14 protein-coding genes are annotated in these 16,682 nt (G+C 42.8%); 6 read left to right on the forward strand and 8 right to left on the reverse strand.

Annotation, left to right across the window (positions count from 1 at the left end; all coding sequences use genetic code 11):
- Positions 1 to 250 precede the first annotated feature (250 nt).
- The gene (asnB, locus tag ALE3EI_RS12310) at positions 251 to 1,939 is read left to right on the forward strand and encodes an asparagine synthase B (RefSeq protein WP_186989091.1); all 1,689 of its coding nucleotides are present in this window, start codon (positions 251 to 253) and stop codon (positions 1,937 to 1,939) included.
- A 121-nt stretch (positions 1,940 to 2,060) separates the two neighbouring features.
- Here asnB and ALE3EI_RS12315 read toward each other — a convergent pair whose 3' ends face one another.
- The 3 genes from ALE3EI_RS12315 to ALE3EI_RS12325 form a co-directional block, all read right to left on the reverse strand.
- The gene (locus ALE3EI_RS12315) at positions 2,061 to 3,959 is read right to left on the reverse strand and encodes a coiled-coil domain-containing protein (protein WP_186989093.1); all 1,899 of its coding nucleotides are present in this window, start codon (positions 3,957 to 3,959) and stop codon (positions 2,061 to 2,063) included.
- 162 nt (positions 3,960 to 4,121) lie between these two features.
- Positions 4,122 to 5,687, reverse strand: a complete 1,566-nt coding sequence (locus ALE3EI_RS12320) for a tetratricopeptide repeat protein (protein ID WP_186989095.1) — start codon at positions 5,685 to 5,687, stop codon at positions 4,122 to 4,124.
- A gap of 138 nt (positions 5,688 to 5,825) precedes the next feature.
- Positions 5,826 to 6,665 (reverse strand): 1,4-dihydroxy-2-naphthoyl-CoA synthase, encoded by an 840-nt coding sequence (locus tag ALE3EI_RS12325; RefSeq protein ID WP_186989096.1) that lies wholly within the window; start codon positions 6,663 to 6,665, stop codon positions 5,826 to 5,828.
- A gap of 90 nt (positions 6,666 to 6,755) precedes the next feature.
- Between ALE3EI_RS12325 and ALE3EI_RS12330 the strand changes: the two genes are divergently transcribed.
- Positions 6,756 to 7,877 (forward strand): C1 family peptidase, encoded by a 1,122-nt coding sequence (locus ALE3EI_RS12330; protein ID WP_186989098.1) that lies wholly within the window; start codon positions 6,756 to 6,758, stop codon positions 7,875 to 7,877.
- Between the two features lie 29 nt (positions 7,878 to 7,906).
- Positions 7,907 to 8,350, forward strand: a complete 444-nt coding sequence (locus tag ALE3EI_RS12335) for a hypothetical protein (protein ID WP_186989101.1) — start codon at positions 7,907 to 7,909, stop codon at positions 8,348 to 8,350.
- A gap of 381 nt (positions 8,351 to 8,731) precedes the next feature.
- Here ALE3EI_RS12335 and ALE3EI_RS12340 read toward each other — a convergent pair whose 3' ends face one another.
- A complete protein-coding gene (locus ALE3EI_RS12340) occupies positions 8,732 to 10,465 on the reverse strand; it encodes an alpha/beta hydrolase-fold protein (RefSeq protein ID WP_186989103.1) in 1,734 nt (577 codons plus the stop codon).
- Between the two features lie 34 nt (positions 10,466 to 10,499).
- Positions 10,500 to 11,330 carry a CvfB family protein gene (locus ALE3EI_RS12345; RefSeq protein WP_186989105.1) on the reverse strand — a complete coding sequence of 277 codons (831 nt, stop codon included), beginning with the start codon at positions 11,328 to 11,330 and terminating at the stop codon, positions 10,500 to 10,502.
- Positions 11,331 to 11,414: 84 nt separating this feature from the next.
- On the opposite strand from ALE3EI_RS12345, the gene ALE3EI_RS12350 reads away from it, so the two are divergent.
- Positions 11,415 to 11,819, forward strand: coding sequence for a hypothetical protein (locus ALE3EI_RS12350; RefSeq protein ID WP_186989106.1), 405 nt, complete (start codon positions 11,415 to 11,417; stop codon positions 11,817 to 11,819).
- Here ALE3EI_RS12350 and menD read toward each other — a convergent pair whose 3' ends face one another.
- The 3 genes from menD to ALE3EI_RS12365 are packed head-to-tail and all read right to left on the reverse strand — an operon-like array spanning position 11,820 to position 15,008.
- Positions 11,820 to 13,484 carry a 2-succinyl-5-enolpyruvyl-6-hydroxy-3-cyclohexene-1-carboxylic-acid synthase gene (gene menD / locus ALE3EI_RS12355; RefSeq protein WP_186989108.1) on the reverse strand — a complete coding sequence of 555 codons (1,665 nt, stop codon included), beginning with the start codon at positions 13,482 to 13,484 and terminating at the stop codon, positions 11,820 to 11,822.
- Between the two features lie 32 nt (positions 13,485 to 13,516).
- Positions 13,517 to 14,584: an isochorismate synthase gene (locus ALE3EI_RS12360; RefSeq protein ID WP_186989110.1), complete on the reverse strand. Its 1,068-nt coding sequence runs from the start codon at positions 14,582 to 14,584 to the stop codon at positions 13,517 to 13,519.
- A 4-nt stretch (positions 14,585 to 14,588) separates the two neighbouring features.
- A complete protein-coding gene (locus ALE3EI_RS12365) occupies positions 14,589 to 15,008 on the reverse strand; it encodes a PaaI family thioesterase (protein ID WP_186989112.1) in 420 nt (139 codons plus the stop codon).
- Between the two features lie 34 nt (positions 15,009 to 15,042).
- Between ALE3EI_RS12365 and ALE3EI_RS12370 the strand changes: the two genes are divergently transcribed.
- Positions 15,043 to 15,681, forward strand: a complete 639-nt coding sequence (locus ALE3EI_RS12370; RefSeq protein WP_186989114.1) for an alpha/beta hydrolase — start codon at positions 15,043 to 15,045, stop codon at positions 15,679 to 15,681.
- A gap of 99 nt (positions 15,682 to 15,780) precedes the next feature.
- On the forward strand, positions 15,781 to 16,491 hold the full coding sequence (locus ALE3EI_RS12375) for a leucine-rich repeat domain-containing protein (protein WP_186989116.1): 711 nt from the start codon (positions 15,781 to 15,783) through the stop codon (positions 16,489 to 16,491).
- The last annotated feature ends 191 nt before the right edge of the window (positions 16,492 to 16,682 follow it).

The following is a 16,682-nucleotide window of genomic DNA, read 5'->3' on the forward strand; positions in this document are numbered from 1 at the left end:
GATTCAGATTTAAAACAAACAGGTTCATGTTTTCATCATTTTTAAATAATAACAATAATAACGGGATGCCTTAACAAGAACTTGTCGAGATATACAGCCCGTCAGGTTTTTTACTTGACGGGCTTTTTTATGCAATCTCATATAGATCAAAATAGTATAGTAGCATCCATATCTTTTACGGAGAATCTCTCTATTAAAAAGGGCGTAAATGATGGATTAAAAAAATAAATTAACTAATAAGAAATACGTTATGTGCGGAATTGTATGTGCCTTCGAACTAAAAAAACGTTCTGAACAACTTCGTCCTCAACTCCTGGAAATGGCCAAATGTATCCGGCACAGGGGTCCGGACTGGAGCGGGATCTTCGACGACGAAAAAGCTATCTTGGCTCATGAGAGACTGGCCATTGTGGACCCAACCTCGGGAAAACAACCGTTACTTTCGGCCGACAAGAAATTAGTGCTAGCAGCAAATGGCGAAATTTATAATCATCAGGAACTACGGAAAAATTTGAAGCAGGAATATGAATTCCTTACCAAAAGTGACTGCGAGGTGATCCTAGCGCTCTATCGGGAAAAAGGAACCGACTTTCTTGACGACCTCAACGGTATCTTCGGATTTGCACTTTATGATGTAGAGAATGATTCTTATCTCATTGCGAGGGATCATATGGGGATCATCCCATTGTATATTGGTTGGGATAAGGACGGAACCTTCTATGTTGCTTCCGAATTAAAAGCGCTGGAAGGCGTATGTTCAAAAATAGAACTGTTTCCGCCGGGGCATTATCTGGATAGCCGGGAAGGAGAATTCAAACGATGGTGGACCCGGGACTGGATGGAATACGACAGTGTAAAGGACAACGAAACCAGTATCGAGGAGCTGCGGGAAGCGTTGGATGCGGCTGTGCACAGACAGTTGATGAGTGATGTACCCTATGGGGTATTGCTTTCGGGCGGATTGGATTCTTCGATCACTTCGGCTTTAGCCAAAAAATACGCCGATAAACGCATCGAAAGTGGCGATAAGGATAACGCATGGTATCCGCAACTGCATTCCTTCGCTATTGGTTTGGAGGGCTCTCCCGACCTGGCAGCGGCACAAAAAGTGGCAGACCATATTGGAACGGTACATCATGAGATAAAATTTACAATTCAGGAAGGGATCGATGCCATTCGTGATGTGATCTATCATGTGGAAACCTACGACATCACTACAATTCGCGCCAGCACTCCTATGTTTTTACTGGCAAGAGCCATAAAGGCTATGGGTATTAAAATGGTTTTGAGCGGTGAAGGTGCCGATGAGATCTTTGGGGGCTATTTGTACTTTCACAAAGCTCCAAGTGCCAAGGATTTTCACGAAGAGAATGTGCGAAAATTGGAAAAACTTCATATGTACGATTGTTTACGAGCCAATAAATCGCTGGCCTCATGGGGAATAGAGGGCAGAGTGCCATTTCTGGACAAGGAATTTATGGATGTGGCCATGCGCTTAAACCCCAAAGACAAGATGATCGTGGCCGGTCAAGCTAGTCCTAAAGACAAACAGGCCATGGAAAAATGGGTGCTTCGGGAGGCTTTTGGTGATATGCTGCCCGAAAGCGTGGCATGGAGACAGAAAGAACAGTTTAGTGACGGAGTGGGTTACAGCTGGATCGACACTCTAAAGGAGATCGTTCAGCAGGAAGTAAGCGATGAACAGATCGCCAATGCCAAATACCGTTTCCCAATTCAAACACCAACGAGCAAGGAAGAATTTTACTATCGTTCCATCTTTGAAGAACACTTCCCCAGCGATGCTGCAGCGCTTAGCGTACCATCGGTTCCTAGTGTTGCCTGTAGCAGTCCGGTTGCTCTGGCCTGGGATGAGAGTTTCAAAAATATGAATGATCCCAGCGGACGAGCAGTTGCGAATGTACATGACAAAGCCTATTAAGACCAGACAGTTAAGATCAAAAAATGTTAAACGGAACTTTTAGAACCTGTTTTAGCCGCGACAGTTTAAGAATGGTTTAACGTCATTAATGATCGATCTAAGAGTAATCAATAACTGAGTTTTATTCTTTTGAGATCAGCTCTTTTATTGTATCGATCTCTTCTTGTTGTTGTTTCAGGTGCTTTCTTAGGAGAGCGTTTTCGGCATCGAGCTGTTCTATTTTCTTATTAGCTTCTATGGCATATAGAAAAAGTTCTTCAATTTTCTCGAGATTCGTTACTGAAGTCTCCGCCAAATTGATGGTCATATCATTCTCTTCAATTTCCTGATAAGACTTCACACCGGGCAGATGTCCGTTAGCCCTGATATATTTTTCAATCTCCGATAAGGTTTTAAATTTATAATCAGGGTTTATTTCTGAAAATCCATTCCAATAGTTTTCAAAAACATAATCGGGATAGGTAGTCGTATTACTCTGAAAACTATCTGCCCTGGCTACACCATAAACACGAAGCGGAAAACCTCCAAACAAATCAATTTCCACCAGATCTGAAGAAGAAGACCTGAAGACAAAACTGTCTGTAGAATCTCTGTACTCTATTCCAAAATTGGTATAGGCAGTGGAATGAGAGACGACCATTCTGTTCGAATTGGATGTTCCACCGTCGAACATATAGATCATAGGACTGGGATTTGCAGCAGTGCTTTGTTTAAATGTGATACTGGTCTGGTCGCTTTGAAAAACAATATCATCCCCGGGATTAAGGAGATTTAAAACGGTTCCCGTGCGAGACCAGAAATGATCTGGAGTAACCCAGCTTGTATTACCACTTCCATCTGTTTGAATAATTTGATTATTTAACCCTCTTGAGGTAGGAAGAATATATCGCTCGGGTGTGTCCGGTCCTATAGAAACCCTTCCTATAAAATATCCGGCATAACCATCAGCTTTCATTACATCAGATAGAATACCATAATGCGTTCCTCCGATTGCCGGATTAATGTAAGCTTGGTATCCTATTTTACTTCCGCTCCCTCCTCCATTAATTGAAGTAGAATTTCCTATTCGGTTTCCATTTCCGGCTGAAGTCATCATGTGGTAAGTTCCGTATTCAGAATTATCACTACTTCCGGTAAATGCATTGTAGGTTCCGTATCGAATTTTATCAAGTGTACCATTGAACACATTGTATAGGCCATAGGTATAACCATCATTGTTTGAAAATTCATTTTTCACACCAATTTTTATACCTGATCCCGACCCCGAAAAGATACTACTCGAACCAAAATGAGCCCCGTTTCCCTCCCCGTTAAACAGATTATAATTTCCGAAATGATTACCTCCACCTGCATTGTCGAATCTGCTAAATACTCCTGTCTGATTGCCATCGCCTGATCCGGACAAAAGATTAAAAATTCCATTGTGCAATCCCGACCCATTTCCGGTAACCGATAAGGCCAGCGCAGTATGATTTCCATTGTTAGAGTTGCTTACTAAAATTCCACCACCAGTTTTTGACCCTGGATTTGATCCACTAAGCTCTACTCTCATACCTTGAGCAGAAATATTCTCTACTATGTCCAATTTATAATTAGCTGTATTTTTGCCAATGGCGAGATTTCCCAAATGATAAATATCATCATTTATATTGTCCGGCGGCGTAGTAGTCCCTTCCTCATACCAATCTATGTCGGTCCCGGTTCCTGTGGCCAAGGCAGTCCACATAGAACTGCTGCTGTCCCAATAATAAAAACCCTTTGATACACTTCCGTTTCCTGTGGCAAATATGAACAAACCATCCTGAGATACAGCAGGATCAATTACCGGAAACTCGTCTATTTTCGGAATTAATATACCGTCGTCGCTAGCCGGGTTCGTTTGATTGGATGCACGTATATCTAAAACCGCCAACGGATTCGTAGTTCCTATTCCAACTTGAGCATGCATCCCAAGAGTAAACATACAGATCGAAAGGATCAAGAATCCAAACTCTTTCATAGCTATTGAAACTTTATTCATTAGACCATAAAATTGCTTTTTTTTGAAGATGAACGACCTAACCCCATGGGATAGTTTTAAGAAAAAATATTTTTAATATCTGAATATGAGCGTCTTACGAAAATACTTGACTCAAAGAAAAAATATGAGATACAGCACAGAATTTACATCAATCCATAGCCATTAAATTGACTCCAACATAAATTTAAAGGCTTCCTTTCTATTATTCACACCCAATTTACTGTACGCGTTCCTTAAATGAAATTTTACGGTGCTTACCGAAACAAATAATTGATCTCCGATCTCGGAATTGGTCTTGCCGGCAATGCACAATTTTAAGGTTTCAAATTCTCGGTGGGTAAGAGGGGCTTGAAGCTTTTCATTTAACTCATCAATATTTAAATCAACCGAGAGTTCGGAGGGGCTGCTGTGGAGTTCCATAAACCGCTTTTGTAATGCTTCCACTTGTAATGTTTGTGCTTCACGCTCTGCTTTTACTTTTTTAAATCGGGTGATAAAAAATAACAACAACACAATAATGATCAATATCCCGCCAACCATTAAAAACAGGAATTCGTTTCTTGTTCTTTTTAGGTCGGCCTGACTTAACTGACTTTCGTAGGTTAATTTTTGTATTTCCTTTTCCTTTTTAGCCGTCTCATACTGGGTTTCTAATGCCGCCACTCGCGCCTTTACTTCTACATTATTCAGTGAATCGGTAAGTACAATATACTCATTTCGATACCCTAATGCCTGCTCGACATTTCCTTTTTTCAGAGCGATTTTATACAATAGATCAAAAGCATCTTGCTCGCTGTTTGCATAACCCTTTTCCTGTGAGAGTGACAAAGCAATTTGAGCATCTTCTTCAGCGCCTTTAATGTTATTCCTTTGAAGTTTTAAGCCGGATAGATCAATTAAAGTAAGGACATATTCTTCCTGTTCCCCTAAAGCCTTAGCATAATTATGTGCCTGTTGATAGTGGATTAAAGCCTTATCCAGAAGTTCCCTTTTAACGAAGATATCGCCTAAGTTCTTTTCGGCATAGACAAGCATGGTTGAATCATCAAGATTCTTAAAAAATGTTCGTGCGGTATTTAAATGGCTTATGGCATTTTCGAAATCTTCCAGGTCGTTGTATACCATCGCCAATCGTAAATGATTTAAAGCAATCTCTGTGGTGTCTTTAATAGTTTCGGAAAGAATCAGGCTCTTTTTTGTAATTCCAAGAGCTTTGTCAATTTGCCCAAGCTGGTAGTACACCCCACCCAGATTTCCATAGGTTTTACTTAAAACTTCCTGCAACTTTGGGTCTTTAGCGCCTTCAGCTAGTCGCATTACTTCCTGAAAGGCAATCAACGATTCTTCGTGTTCTGCTTTCCCCATATAAACCAGTCCACGCGTATTATAGATCATGGCCAGTAAAAAATTTCGCTCTTCAGATTTTGCAATTTTTTCGGCCTTATTGAGATAATAAAAAGAAGAATCTGCCCGGTTTATCTGCCCATACCCTATCCCTAAATTCAAATAATACTGCCCTTGTAAAGCATCTGTGGTTTCTGAAATTATATCATGTAAACCAAGCAAGGTATCGATCGCATCTCGTGGATTTTCAATGACCTGAAATTGATCTAAACCCTGTTGTAATTTCTCATTTGCAGTTTGGCCAGTTACTAGTACAGGTAAGAGCAGAAAGAAAAAGTAATATAATCCTTTTTCAGGCACAAAAGTTCTAAGCGGGCGAGGCATAAAAATTATGAGTTGAAACACAAAGCCTTAAATATACTAAAATGTTCTTACGAAGTTAAAAGTTAATCAGGCCTTTATATTGGGCTAAAAATTTTTAACCCGAAATACGAAAATCTCACACCTTTGGGCCCTAACACATTAAGGCAACCACTTCTTATCAAAATTAGGCTTGCGCTTTTCCAGAAACGCATCCCGGCCTTCCTTGGCCTCATCGGTCATATAGGCAAGTCTGGTGGCTTCCCCTGCGAAGACCTGTTGTCCTACCATCCCATCATCGGTAAGGTTCATGGCAAACTTTAGCATTTTTATGCTTGTGGGCGACTTGGCCAAGATCTCCTGTGCCCATTCAAAGGCTGTGGCCTCCAATTCATCATGAGGCACTACCGCATTCACCATACCCATTTCGTAGGCTTCCTGCGCAGAGTAATTCCTTCCGAGGAAAAAGATCTCACGAGCCCGTTTCTGCCCTACCATTTTGGCCAGATACGCACTTCCGTAGCCTCCGTCGAAACTGGTAACATCGGCATCGGTTTGCTTAAAGATAGCATGCTCTTTACTCGCCAGCGTGATATCGCAAACTACATGCAGACTGTGACCACCACCAACGGCCCATCCCGGTACCACACAGATCACTGCTTTGGGCATAAAGCGTATGAGACGTTGTACGTCCAGAATATTCAAACGGTGATATCCGTCTTCCCCTACATACCCCTGATGGCCGCGCGCTTTTTGGTCTCCTCCGCTGCAAAAACTATATACTCCGTCCTTACTCGAAGGTCCTTCGGCAGAAAGCAGAACCACGCCAATACTTGTATCCTCCTGAGCATCGTGAAAGGCATCCAGTAATTCACTGGTGGTCTTTGGCCGGAATGCATTGCGAACATCGGGCCTGTTAAAGGCAATTCGCGCTACACCATGGCTCTTTTTGTAGGTGATATCTGTATATTCTTTGGCGGTTTTCCAGTTGGGTGTACTCATATTTCATATTTTAGCGTAAAGATATAACTTTGTTGTTTAAGGGTATTTACTGAAAACACTTCTTAAACTAATTTATTCAGAAATTAAATTATGCGAAATCTTCTCTTTTTCTTCGGAATGCTATGTATCGCGGTGATCGCTCCGGCACAACAACCATATCAATTCACCGAAACGATTGACCTGGAAGCCACTCCTGTAATAAGTCAGGGTCGTACAGGAACCTGCTGGAGCTTTTCCAGCACATCCTTTTTGGAATCGGAGATCATCAGGCTTACGGGAAAGCAGATCGACCTTTCCGAGATGTATACCGTGCGGAATACCTATCCGAAGAAAGCCGAAAACTTTGTCATGCGACAGGGCAAAGCGCAATTTAGTGAGGGCGGACTCGCACACGATGTGATCAATTCGGTGCGGGAATACGGTTTGGTTCCACAGGAAGCCTACAGCGGATTGTTCGCCAATGAACGTGATCACAATCACGCCGAACTGGTAGCAGTACTTGAAGCCATGGTAAAGACCTATGTGGATAATCCCGGGAGAAAGCTGAGCAAGAATTGGGATGATGCCGTAGATGCCGTTTTAAATGTCTATCTGGGAAACAACCCTACCACCTTCATGTATGAGGGCAAACAATATACCCCAAAGAGTTTTTTGGAGATGACCGGGATCGTTCCCGATGATTATGTAACGATTACTTCCTTCACGCATGCACCTTTTTATTCTAAATTTATTCTGAATATCCCCGACAACTGGAGTTACGGTAGCATGTATAATGTTCCTCTGGATGAAATGATGGCGGCTGTTGACAATGCCCTCGAAAACGGATTTACCGTAGAACTGGACTGCGATGTAAGCGAACAAACCTTCTCTTCAAAGGATGGTGTTGCGGTCATTCCGAAGGATTCCGAAAATAATATAAAAGCCTTACAAGGTATCTATCCCGAGATGAAGATCACTCAGGAGTACCGACAGGATGAATTTGAAAATTTCACCACTACCGATGATCACCTCATGCATATCACCGGAATGCTGAAAGATCAGAATGGAACCAAATATTATAAAGTAAAGAACAGTTGGGGAACCGACGAGACCCGAAATGCGAACGGCGGGTACGTATACTTTAGTGAGGCCTATATGCGTTTAAAGACAATTAGTATTATGGTGCACAAAGATGCATTACCTAAAAATACTGCTAAAAAGCTGAATTTATAAATGGTGTGATTTTTGATAGCTGTATCCCTATGAAAAAACTACTTTTTCTTGTGCTTTTGCTTCCTGCGCTAGCGGTCGCTCAAAACGATTTTGAGACCCGGTATTTCACCATTAATGCCACGTCTTTACCCGATGTGACCGATCTTATGGAATTTTCATTTGATGAGTCCCCTATCGTAAAACGATCGCTCAACGAATTCGATATGAACGTTCAGAACTATCGCAAACCGGTGGATATGGCCAGTGTTGTGGGCGCTCAGAAAAGGAGTTTTGCCACAAAGGAGTACAGCATCGAAGGCTTACAATCACAATATAACGGTTTTGGGAGCGCAGCTCAATATGCTCCCGATGGTTCCACCCAACTCGTCAACCCGGTGTATAAGGATATGAGCGGATTTAATGCCGCTGATACCTGTCCGCCCTTCGGAATATGCCCCAGGTGCGCACACTATCGGGTTGGGAGAAGACGCTAATGATTCAGGATATATTCTGAAATGTATATAATTAAACCCTTACACCCGTCTTCCGTCTTCCGTCTCCTGTCTTCCGTCTTCCGTCTCCTGACTCTTGACAAAACAACCAAGAATCAAAACTTGATTCCGTGAAACGTGAATCGTGATGGGTGAAACTGACGCTGCAAACTGCTAACTTCCTACTTCATACTTCCGACTCCCGACTTCGGACTTCGAACCGCAGGCTCAAAGAATCAGAGTCTAACAACGCACTATTTATTATTTATTATTCAGCATTTATTACTCATTACTCATCATTGATTATTAATTCTCCAGAGCATTAGCGAAGGAGGACCAGCTGCAAACTGCTAACTGCCTACTGCCGACTTCGATCCGTCTCCTTTACCTATACCTCCAACTCGTTAGATCGGCATCCTTTGGAGCACTTTCGGCAATGCGCTTCATGATCTTTGGCAGGTACATGCTGTTATATCGTAATCTGGTAATATGATTGGGTTGAGTGGGATCGCCATTCCAACAATGTTCTGCGCGATCGCCATAAGCAACTTCTCCCTCATAATATGGATCGGTGGTGCTCTCCAGAAAATCTTCCATCAGATATACGGCGTTGTTTAAATAATAATTATCCATATCGCCACAATAGATATGGATCTTTCCCTTTAGGTCATTGCCAAGCTTTGCCCAGTCCCGCTCGAGGATATGGCGTAGATCGTAGTTCTCCTTCCAGTATTCGGCGACCGTATGATCTATATCCCCGGTATACTTATCCCAAATCCGTTGCGGATACCCGTCCTCTCCCAAAGGTGAATAGGTCGCTTCCCAGATATCCCACTGCTGACCCGATCGGGATTTATCTCCCAGAACCAATTCAAGATGATTTGAAGCTCTTAGAGTATTTGATATCTGCCCGAGGTAGTTGCGTTTACCGGGAACTTCAATTTTTTGATAATCGCTTTCAACATAGTAGGCGTTTTTGTCTTCGTAAATATTTGTAAGACAATAGGCCCTAAAATCGATTGGATCGGGACAGGCGGCAAAACAGCCGTTATACTCGTTCGGATATTTCACCTGAACCGCCAAAGCTTCCCAGCCTCCCGTGGAACCACCATATAGAAATCGTGCCCAGCCTTCTCCTATTCCGCGAAATTGTTCTTCTATATAAGGAATGAGCTCATACGTAATGGCATCGCCATACGGTCCCTGCGCCGCCGAATTCACTGCATAACTATCGTCATAATAAGGTGTGGGATGCTGAATCTCAATAATGAGGAATCTGGGGAAGTCCGGTTCATTCCACCGCTGATAAAAATCCCATGCTTCCTGCTGCACGATCTTGTTATACCCTTCTACCTGAAAGCGTTCAGAATAGTCGGGTTCCAGATTGGGATCCGGTGGCGTGGTCCTCCAGTCACCAAAATCTGATGGAAAGTGTCCGTGAAATACCATTAACGGATATTTCGCTTCAGAGTGTTCTGCAAAGCCTTTGGGTAAAAGAATGTGCGCACCGAGATACATATCTCTTCCGTAGAATTCAGAAAGCTTTTCCGACTTCATCTTTATATGCTTCACCCATTCGGTATCTTCAGGTTCTTCAATGGGCGGGATCACTTTGTTGATCACAATTCTTACTTCGGAAGGGTTTTCGGTATCGATAGCTACTTTTACGGGAAGGTTGTAAATATTTCCGGGAGAGCGATTCCATTGCTGTCCTTCACCATTGTCCATAGGCAATTTTACCGTATGTCCGGTTGCCAGATTGAAGGTTTCATACACATGTAATAAAGCCTGAGCATTATAATCTCCCGAAGGAATATCACGGAGGCTCTCGATTGGAAATCCGAAGTCCTCCCCGGTAAAGGTCACGGTAGCACCGGGTTTCAGTCCGTCGACATTCTTTCCGAAGATAAGTTGCGTAGTAGGTCCATCATTGATCTGAAAACGTGGTTCAGCTTCATCATTGTTAGACAACATAAGGAGCAGTCTTCCGTCCACCGAATCCAGCTCGAGCGAATCGGATAGCGTAACATCTATAGAAAATTGAGAGGATTCCTTTTTCTCATTACAGGCAGAAAGAAGCACTACGGTGAGTGCAAGAGCAAATAATTTAGTTTTCATATTGGTAGTGTTAGTTGCTACCAATTTACAAAACTTAAACCAACTCTATCCCATCTTCCTTTATGATGATCTGTTTGTCTTTATACAGACTTCCAATGGCTTTTTTAAAGCTTTTTTTACTCATCCCCATTTCATTCTTAATGGTTTCGGGGTCGGTTTTATCGTGCAAAGGCAGGAATCCGCCGGCAGCCTTTAGTTCATCCAGAACAAAGTTCGCGTTGGGTTCTATACTTCTATACCCAGGAGGCTGCAATACCAGATCCACTTTGTTGTCTTCCCTTATTTTGCTCACATAGGCCGTAAGTCGGTCACCGGTGCGAATGTCTTCAAAAATATCTTCCAGATAGATAAGACCTTTGTATTTTCCGTTGATGATCGCATTGGCGCCTTTTTCAGTAATATGGGTCACCATGATCTCGACAGCCTGAAATTTTTCCAGGTCCAGATTATCATTACTCACATACTTATTGGTCTTGCTGGAACCTACCAGTCTGTTGGTCTTATCATCCAGATACAGGTAAACGATGTACCAATTTCCCTGCTTCATGGGTCGCGCCTGCTCTTTAAAAGGTACAAAAAGCTGCTTTTCCAGCCCCCAATCCATAAATGCTCCGTATTTATTCACGTCGCTGCAATGCAGATACCCAAAAGTATTCAGCGTGAGGTAGGGCTCCAGCGTCGTTGCGATAGGACGCTCTTCATTATCGAGATAAACAAACACTTGTATCTCATCCCCTACTTCAAAGTTTTCAGGTTTGTATTTATGAGGCAACAAAAGTTCATTGCCGTCACTATCGCCTAAATAAAGACCGGGATCGGTTTCCCGAAGTATATAAAGTGTGTTGTATTCCCCTAGTTTGATCATAGGTACAAAGGTACAGATTTCCGCTTCAAAAAACTTATTCTAAATGGCTTTCATATTTCAGGAATATATGTAACTTTCCAATTCATGAAAATGCGAAAAGCACACAATATCCCCGATACGACTGAGCTTAAAGAAGTATTTGATACTGAGATAGCTACTGTTTATTTTTATGATAACATCGTCATCGTAGAAGCCGTAGAAGGCATTACCTTATCTTATAAAACAGGCTTTTCTTTGCTTGTAAAGGGCCTGAAATATTTGGGGAACCGGCCCTGGATCTATATCTCGAACCGGGTTCATTCTTATTCTGTAAATCCCAACGATTATAAATATTTGGATCAGGTTCCTACCTTAAAAGGTATCGCCGTGGTAAATCATACCGAGTCCGGGAGAAAGAATGCACAACTGGAGGCTTCATTCTGTAAAAAACCCTTTAAGGTTTTCGATGATCTTACCGAAGCCTATCACTGGGGTAAGGAATTTCTCTAACTACGTAATAAATTTAAAATAGTCCAGTAAAACCTTGTCATTGATTTGATAAGGTGTAAAGATCTCTAAGAGCTGTGGCGATTCGGAAGGTGTATAAAATTCATGTAATTGTTTCTGAAGTTCTTCGGAAGTGGCCGCAGAGCGGTATCCAATCTTAAACATCTCGCAAAGCTGGCTTGCATTAAGGTCGTGACGCGTTTCGAAGTAATCTGAAAAATGCTGCGTATCCTTGGCACCGGGAAGTATTCTGAAGATCCCTCCTCCCCCGTTATTCACCACCACAATTCTGAAATTCTTCGGTATGTAGGAATTCCACAAGGCATTGCTGTCGTAGAAGAAACTGAGATCCCCACTAACAAAGACTACCTGCTCTTCCACAACCACCGCAGCGCCTATGGCAGTGCTGGTGCTTCCGTCTATCCCACTGGTACCCCGATTGCAAAATACTTTTACCGAAGGGCGCAACTCAAACAACTGCGCATAACGAATAGCGGCGCTGTTACTGATCTGCAACTGACATGCTTCCGGCAGCGACGCCAGAATTTGACGATATGCCGTAAAGTCACTAAACGGAATTTGCTGTACATACTCCTTGTGCCTTTCCCTACGGTGACTTCTAACCTGGAGCCAGTGCGACTGATAGTCACTTTTTACAACAGTTGTTCGGGCTAAGAAATTTTGAAGAAAGTGATTCGGACTCACCTTTACATGTTCCTGCAGGGCAAAAAATGTATCGTAGGCTTTTTTAGGATCGATATGCCAGTGAACTTTCGGAGGTAATTTCCGAAGAAATGCCTTTACCTTTTTTGAAACGATCATCCCGCCAAATGTGATGAGTATTTCGGGCTGTAAGGCGTCCAGTCCGTTGTTTTCTATAGGAGCGATCAACTGATCGATACAACTAAAAAACTTTTTATGATGCAAGTTGGAGGTCGTTTCGGTTAGGACGATCACGCTCTCATCTTCAGCCAGTTTGTCCAGCCACTGTTGTTCAATACTTTTAGGATCGAGTACTCCTACGAGGATCATCTTGCGGGTACTGCTGTTCCATTGGCTGAGCAAACCATTCAAATCCTGAGTGATAGTTTCAGAAGAAGGTGTAATTGCAGCAGACTCCGGCTGTACCGATGCCAGGTCTACAGTTCCGTACAGGGGTTCATCAAATGGCACATTAATATGCACCGGACCTTTATCATTGATAGCAATATGTAGAGCGGTATTGATCTCTGTTTCGTTATAAGGGAGTTCCTCATCGGCTACCCGGCAGTTCGCGCTGTACAAAATATGATTCGAGAATACATTTTCCTGACGTATGGTTTGTCCGTCGCCCAGGTCGATAAGATGCGGCGGCCGATCGGCAGATAAGACCACCAGAGGAATATCGCTATAAAAAGCTTCGGCTATGGCGGGGTAATAATTGAGTAAGGCCGATCCCGAAGTACATACCAAAGCCACAGGTTTTTTCAATTGCTGGGCCATTCCGAGAGCAAAAAAAGCCGCACAGCGTTCATCCACGATACTAAAGTTCTTAAAGCTAGGATGTTCTGTAAACCCTATGGTGAGCGGAGCGTTTCTCGACCCCGGTGATATTACCACATGGTCGATTCCCTTGGCAAGGCACAATTGAGTGATGGTTTGGGATAGTAGTTTTGCCGAGTATCTCATCTGCTGCAAAAGTACGAAGTCCTTTCAAGATATTAAAGCATTGGAGCAAGTACCTGTAACATGGTTTGCAGTTTATTCCGGGTTTCCTCCCATTCGTGTTCGGCCACCGAAGAACGGGTGATTCCGCCGCCCACATACAGGGTCGCCACATCGTCTGCGATCTTCATACATCGCAGATTTACAAAGAGGTTGGAAGATTTTTCCTGCTCACAAACCGGCCCCAGGAATCCGGTATAAAAACTGCGGTCGTATCCTTCCTTATTCTGGATAAAATTACGCGCATTATCCCGTGGTGTCCCACAAACTGCCGGTGTAGGATGCAATACCGAACAAACCTTTGGCAGGGTGGCCGTACTGTTTTTGAGGATACCGGTGATATCGGTGCGCAGGTGCGCTACGGTTCCTGCACGATGGGTCGTGGTTTTGGAAACCTTTAAAACGGCTGTGATCTTCTGCAAACTGGTCGTGATGGCATCGGTAACGAACTGCTGTTCTTCGTGTTCTTTCGCAGACCAGTGATTAATACCGTTCTTATTCACTTTTTGAGTTCCCGCGAGTGCCATGGTCGTAAACGAAGTGCCTTCTGTATAGATCAACACTTCGGGCGAGGCGCCACTCCACAAACCTGTTTCGGGGTGATACCAGATATAGCTGAGCGCTGTGGGGTATAAATGCATGATTCTTTCAAAAAGCAGAGACAGGTCAAACGTTTTCAGCCGCACTTCCTGGGGTCTTGAAACCACGATCTTATGCACATTCCCCGTTTTTATTTTATCTATAGCTTCAGTTACCAGCTTGGTATAACGGGCTTTTTCAGTAGGGTCCTCCTTTACAGAGACAGGAATTTGTTTCAGGATTTCCTTGGGCATTTCATATTTAATTACTTCAGAACCTTCCGAAGGAATACAATGAGCCGTTCCGTTAAATGCAAATGGTGCAAAAATAAAACTCTCTTCCTTAAACGTAGTGGTAGTGTGTACCGTGGCATCCTTCTGAAGATAACAAAATACAATATCTGAATAAGGCAGTTTAAACGCTATAAAAGGCAATGTCCTATTATAGTGATCATTTAATTTGGAGAGTAATAACGCCTGGTCCATACATTTACTTACGCAAAATTAAGATGGTTAATTTAACTAAAGATACTAATTCGTTTGCTGAATTCGTGATCCTGATCTGCCATAATTGTGTGGTCCTTCCCTTGTGTTCTGCAGTGGCCTTTGCATAGACAAAACCTTCTCTCACCCCCTTCACATGATTGGCCGCGATCTCTATGCCGCGTATCTGTGCTTTTTCACCCCGGTTAAATACCATGGCAGCCGCACTACCCACACTTTCGGCCAGCGCCACCGATGCTCCGCCGTGCAGCACTCCGTCCGGCTGATGTACTTTGGGAGTTACCGGCATTCGGGCTGTAATGGAGTCTTCGGTGACCTCGGTAAATTCGATATCGAGCGTCTCCATCAAGGTGTTTTTACACATTGTATTACAGGCAGCAATAATTTCGTCCTTGCTATACTTCATAGTATTGATTTACTTTGTAAAAATACAAAATACTATGGCAGAAGAAAAGGAAGTACGTTATCAATCGGTTAACACCTATCACACTTTAAGCAACTATTCTAAAAGGACAAAGAATGTATGGCTGGTCTTCCACGGCATGGGGTATTTAAGCAAGTATTTTCTGAAGTATTTCAGCGAACTGGATCTCGAAGAAAATTTTGTGATCGTCCCTCAGGCGCCGTCTAAGTATTACTTCGGAAAGGATTTTAAACATGTAGGAGCTTCCTGGTTAACCCGGGAAAACACCAAAACCGAAACGCAGAATGTCCTCGCCTATGTGGATGCCGTTTTTAAGGCTGAAGCTCCACCACAACTGCCAAATTTTATCGTCTTCGGATATTCACAGGGGGTTTCCATTGCCACCCGCTGGCTGTCGAGTCGAAAATTACAATGTGACCACCTTGTCCTGCACAGTGGGGGAATTCCGGTAGAGCTGAAGCCTGAGGACTTTGCCTATTTACATAAAGATGCTAAGGTAACCTACCTCTACGGAACTAAGGATCAATACATCACCGAAGCGCGCAAGACCGAACAGCAATTATTGGGTTCGGCCCTATTTGGTGACCGTCTGGAAGTGAAACAATTTGAGGGAATACACGAAGTAAACACATCTTTTATTCAGTCATTGGGATAGGGCATAAAAATAAAATCGTGCATTTCATCGATTTTTTTTGCATTTTATCAAGGGATTGTTTTAATTTACTCCTTAATGTAAGAAAATTCGCCCCCAATCATGAAAAAAACACTACTTACCCTCTGTTCAGTTTTATGCTGTGCCGTGCTATTCGCACAAGTGCCTGCCACTGAAAAACAAGCTTTATTAGACCTTTATGTAGACACCCAAGGGGATCAATGGATCAATACCTGGGATCTTAACGAAGCCGTTGCCGACTGGCACGGTGTGACCGTTGAAAACGACCATGTGGTGAGCATTAGTCTGCTATTCAATAACCTGAACGGAAAACTTCCTGCATCGCTTGGAAACTTGAGCAAGCTGCGCATTTTAGAGTTGTCATTTAATAAACTGAATGGGGAGATCCCTGCACAACTGGGGCAGCTATCCAATCTGGAAGTTTTGGCCTTAAACGCCAATGGCCTTAGCGGAACTATCCCAGAAACCTTAGGTGCTTTAAGCAAGCTTAAGCAATTGCACATGAGCAGCAACAAACTTACGGGAACCGTTCCGGCAAGTTTAGGGAATCTGACTGCTGTGGAAGTGTTCAATGTTTTTGATAATGACCTGAAAGGATCCTTACCGGCCGAATTGGCAAGCAATAACAATTTAAGAGAGTTAATGATCGCAGAAAACGATTTTGTAAACACAGAAATTTTCTCGGTGGTATTGCTTTCTAACTCAGGCAGCGGACTTAATTTAAAGTCCCCATCCTTGTCACCACAAGCTAAGACGATCATTGCCATAGAATCTCCGGAAGACGGAAATTAAAAAGATATGATTTGAGAATGTAGCATTTGGAAAATGTTAATCTCAATGTTAACAAAATCAAAATTATGCAGATATCCGATAAATTTGCTTATTTTGCCGACGAATTACAGCTTTTCAACGCTGAAATTCTGAAAAATATATCGGGTATACTGTCAGATATAAGGATTAATATTGGTTAATTAAAGTCTTAT

Origin of the sequence: Constantimarinum furrinae (assembly GCF_014295415.1) — a bacterium.
Taxonomy (GTDB): domain Bacteria; phylum Bacteroidota; class Bacteroidia; order Flavobacteriales; family Flavobacteriaceae; genus Constantimarinum; species Constantimarinum furrinae.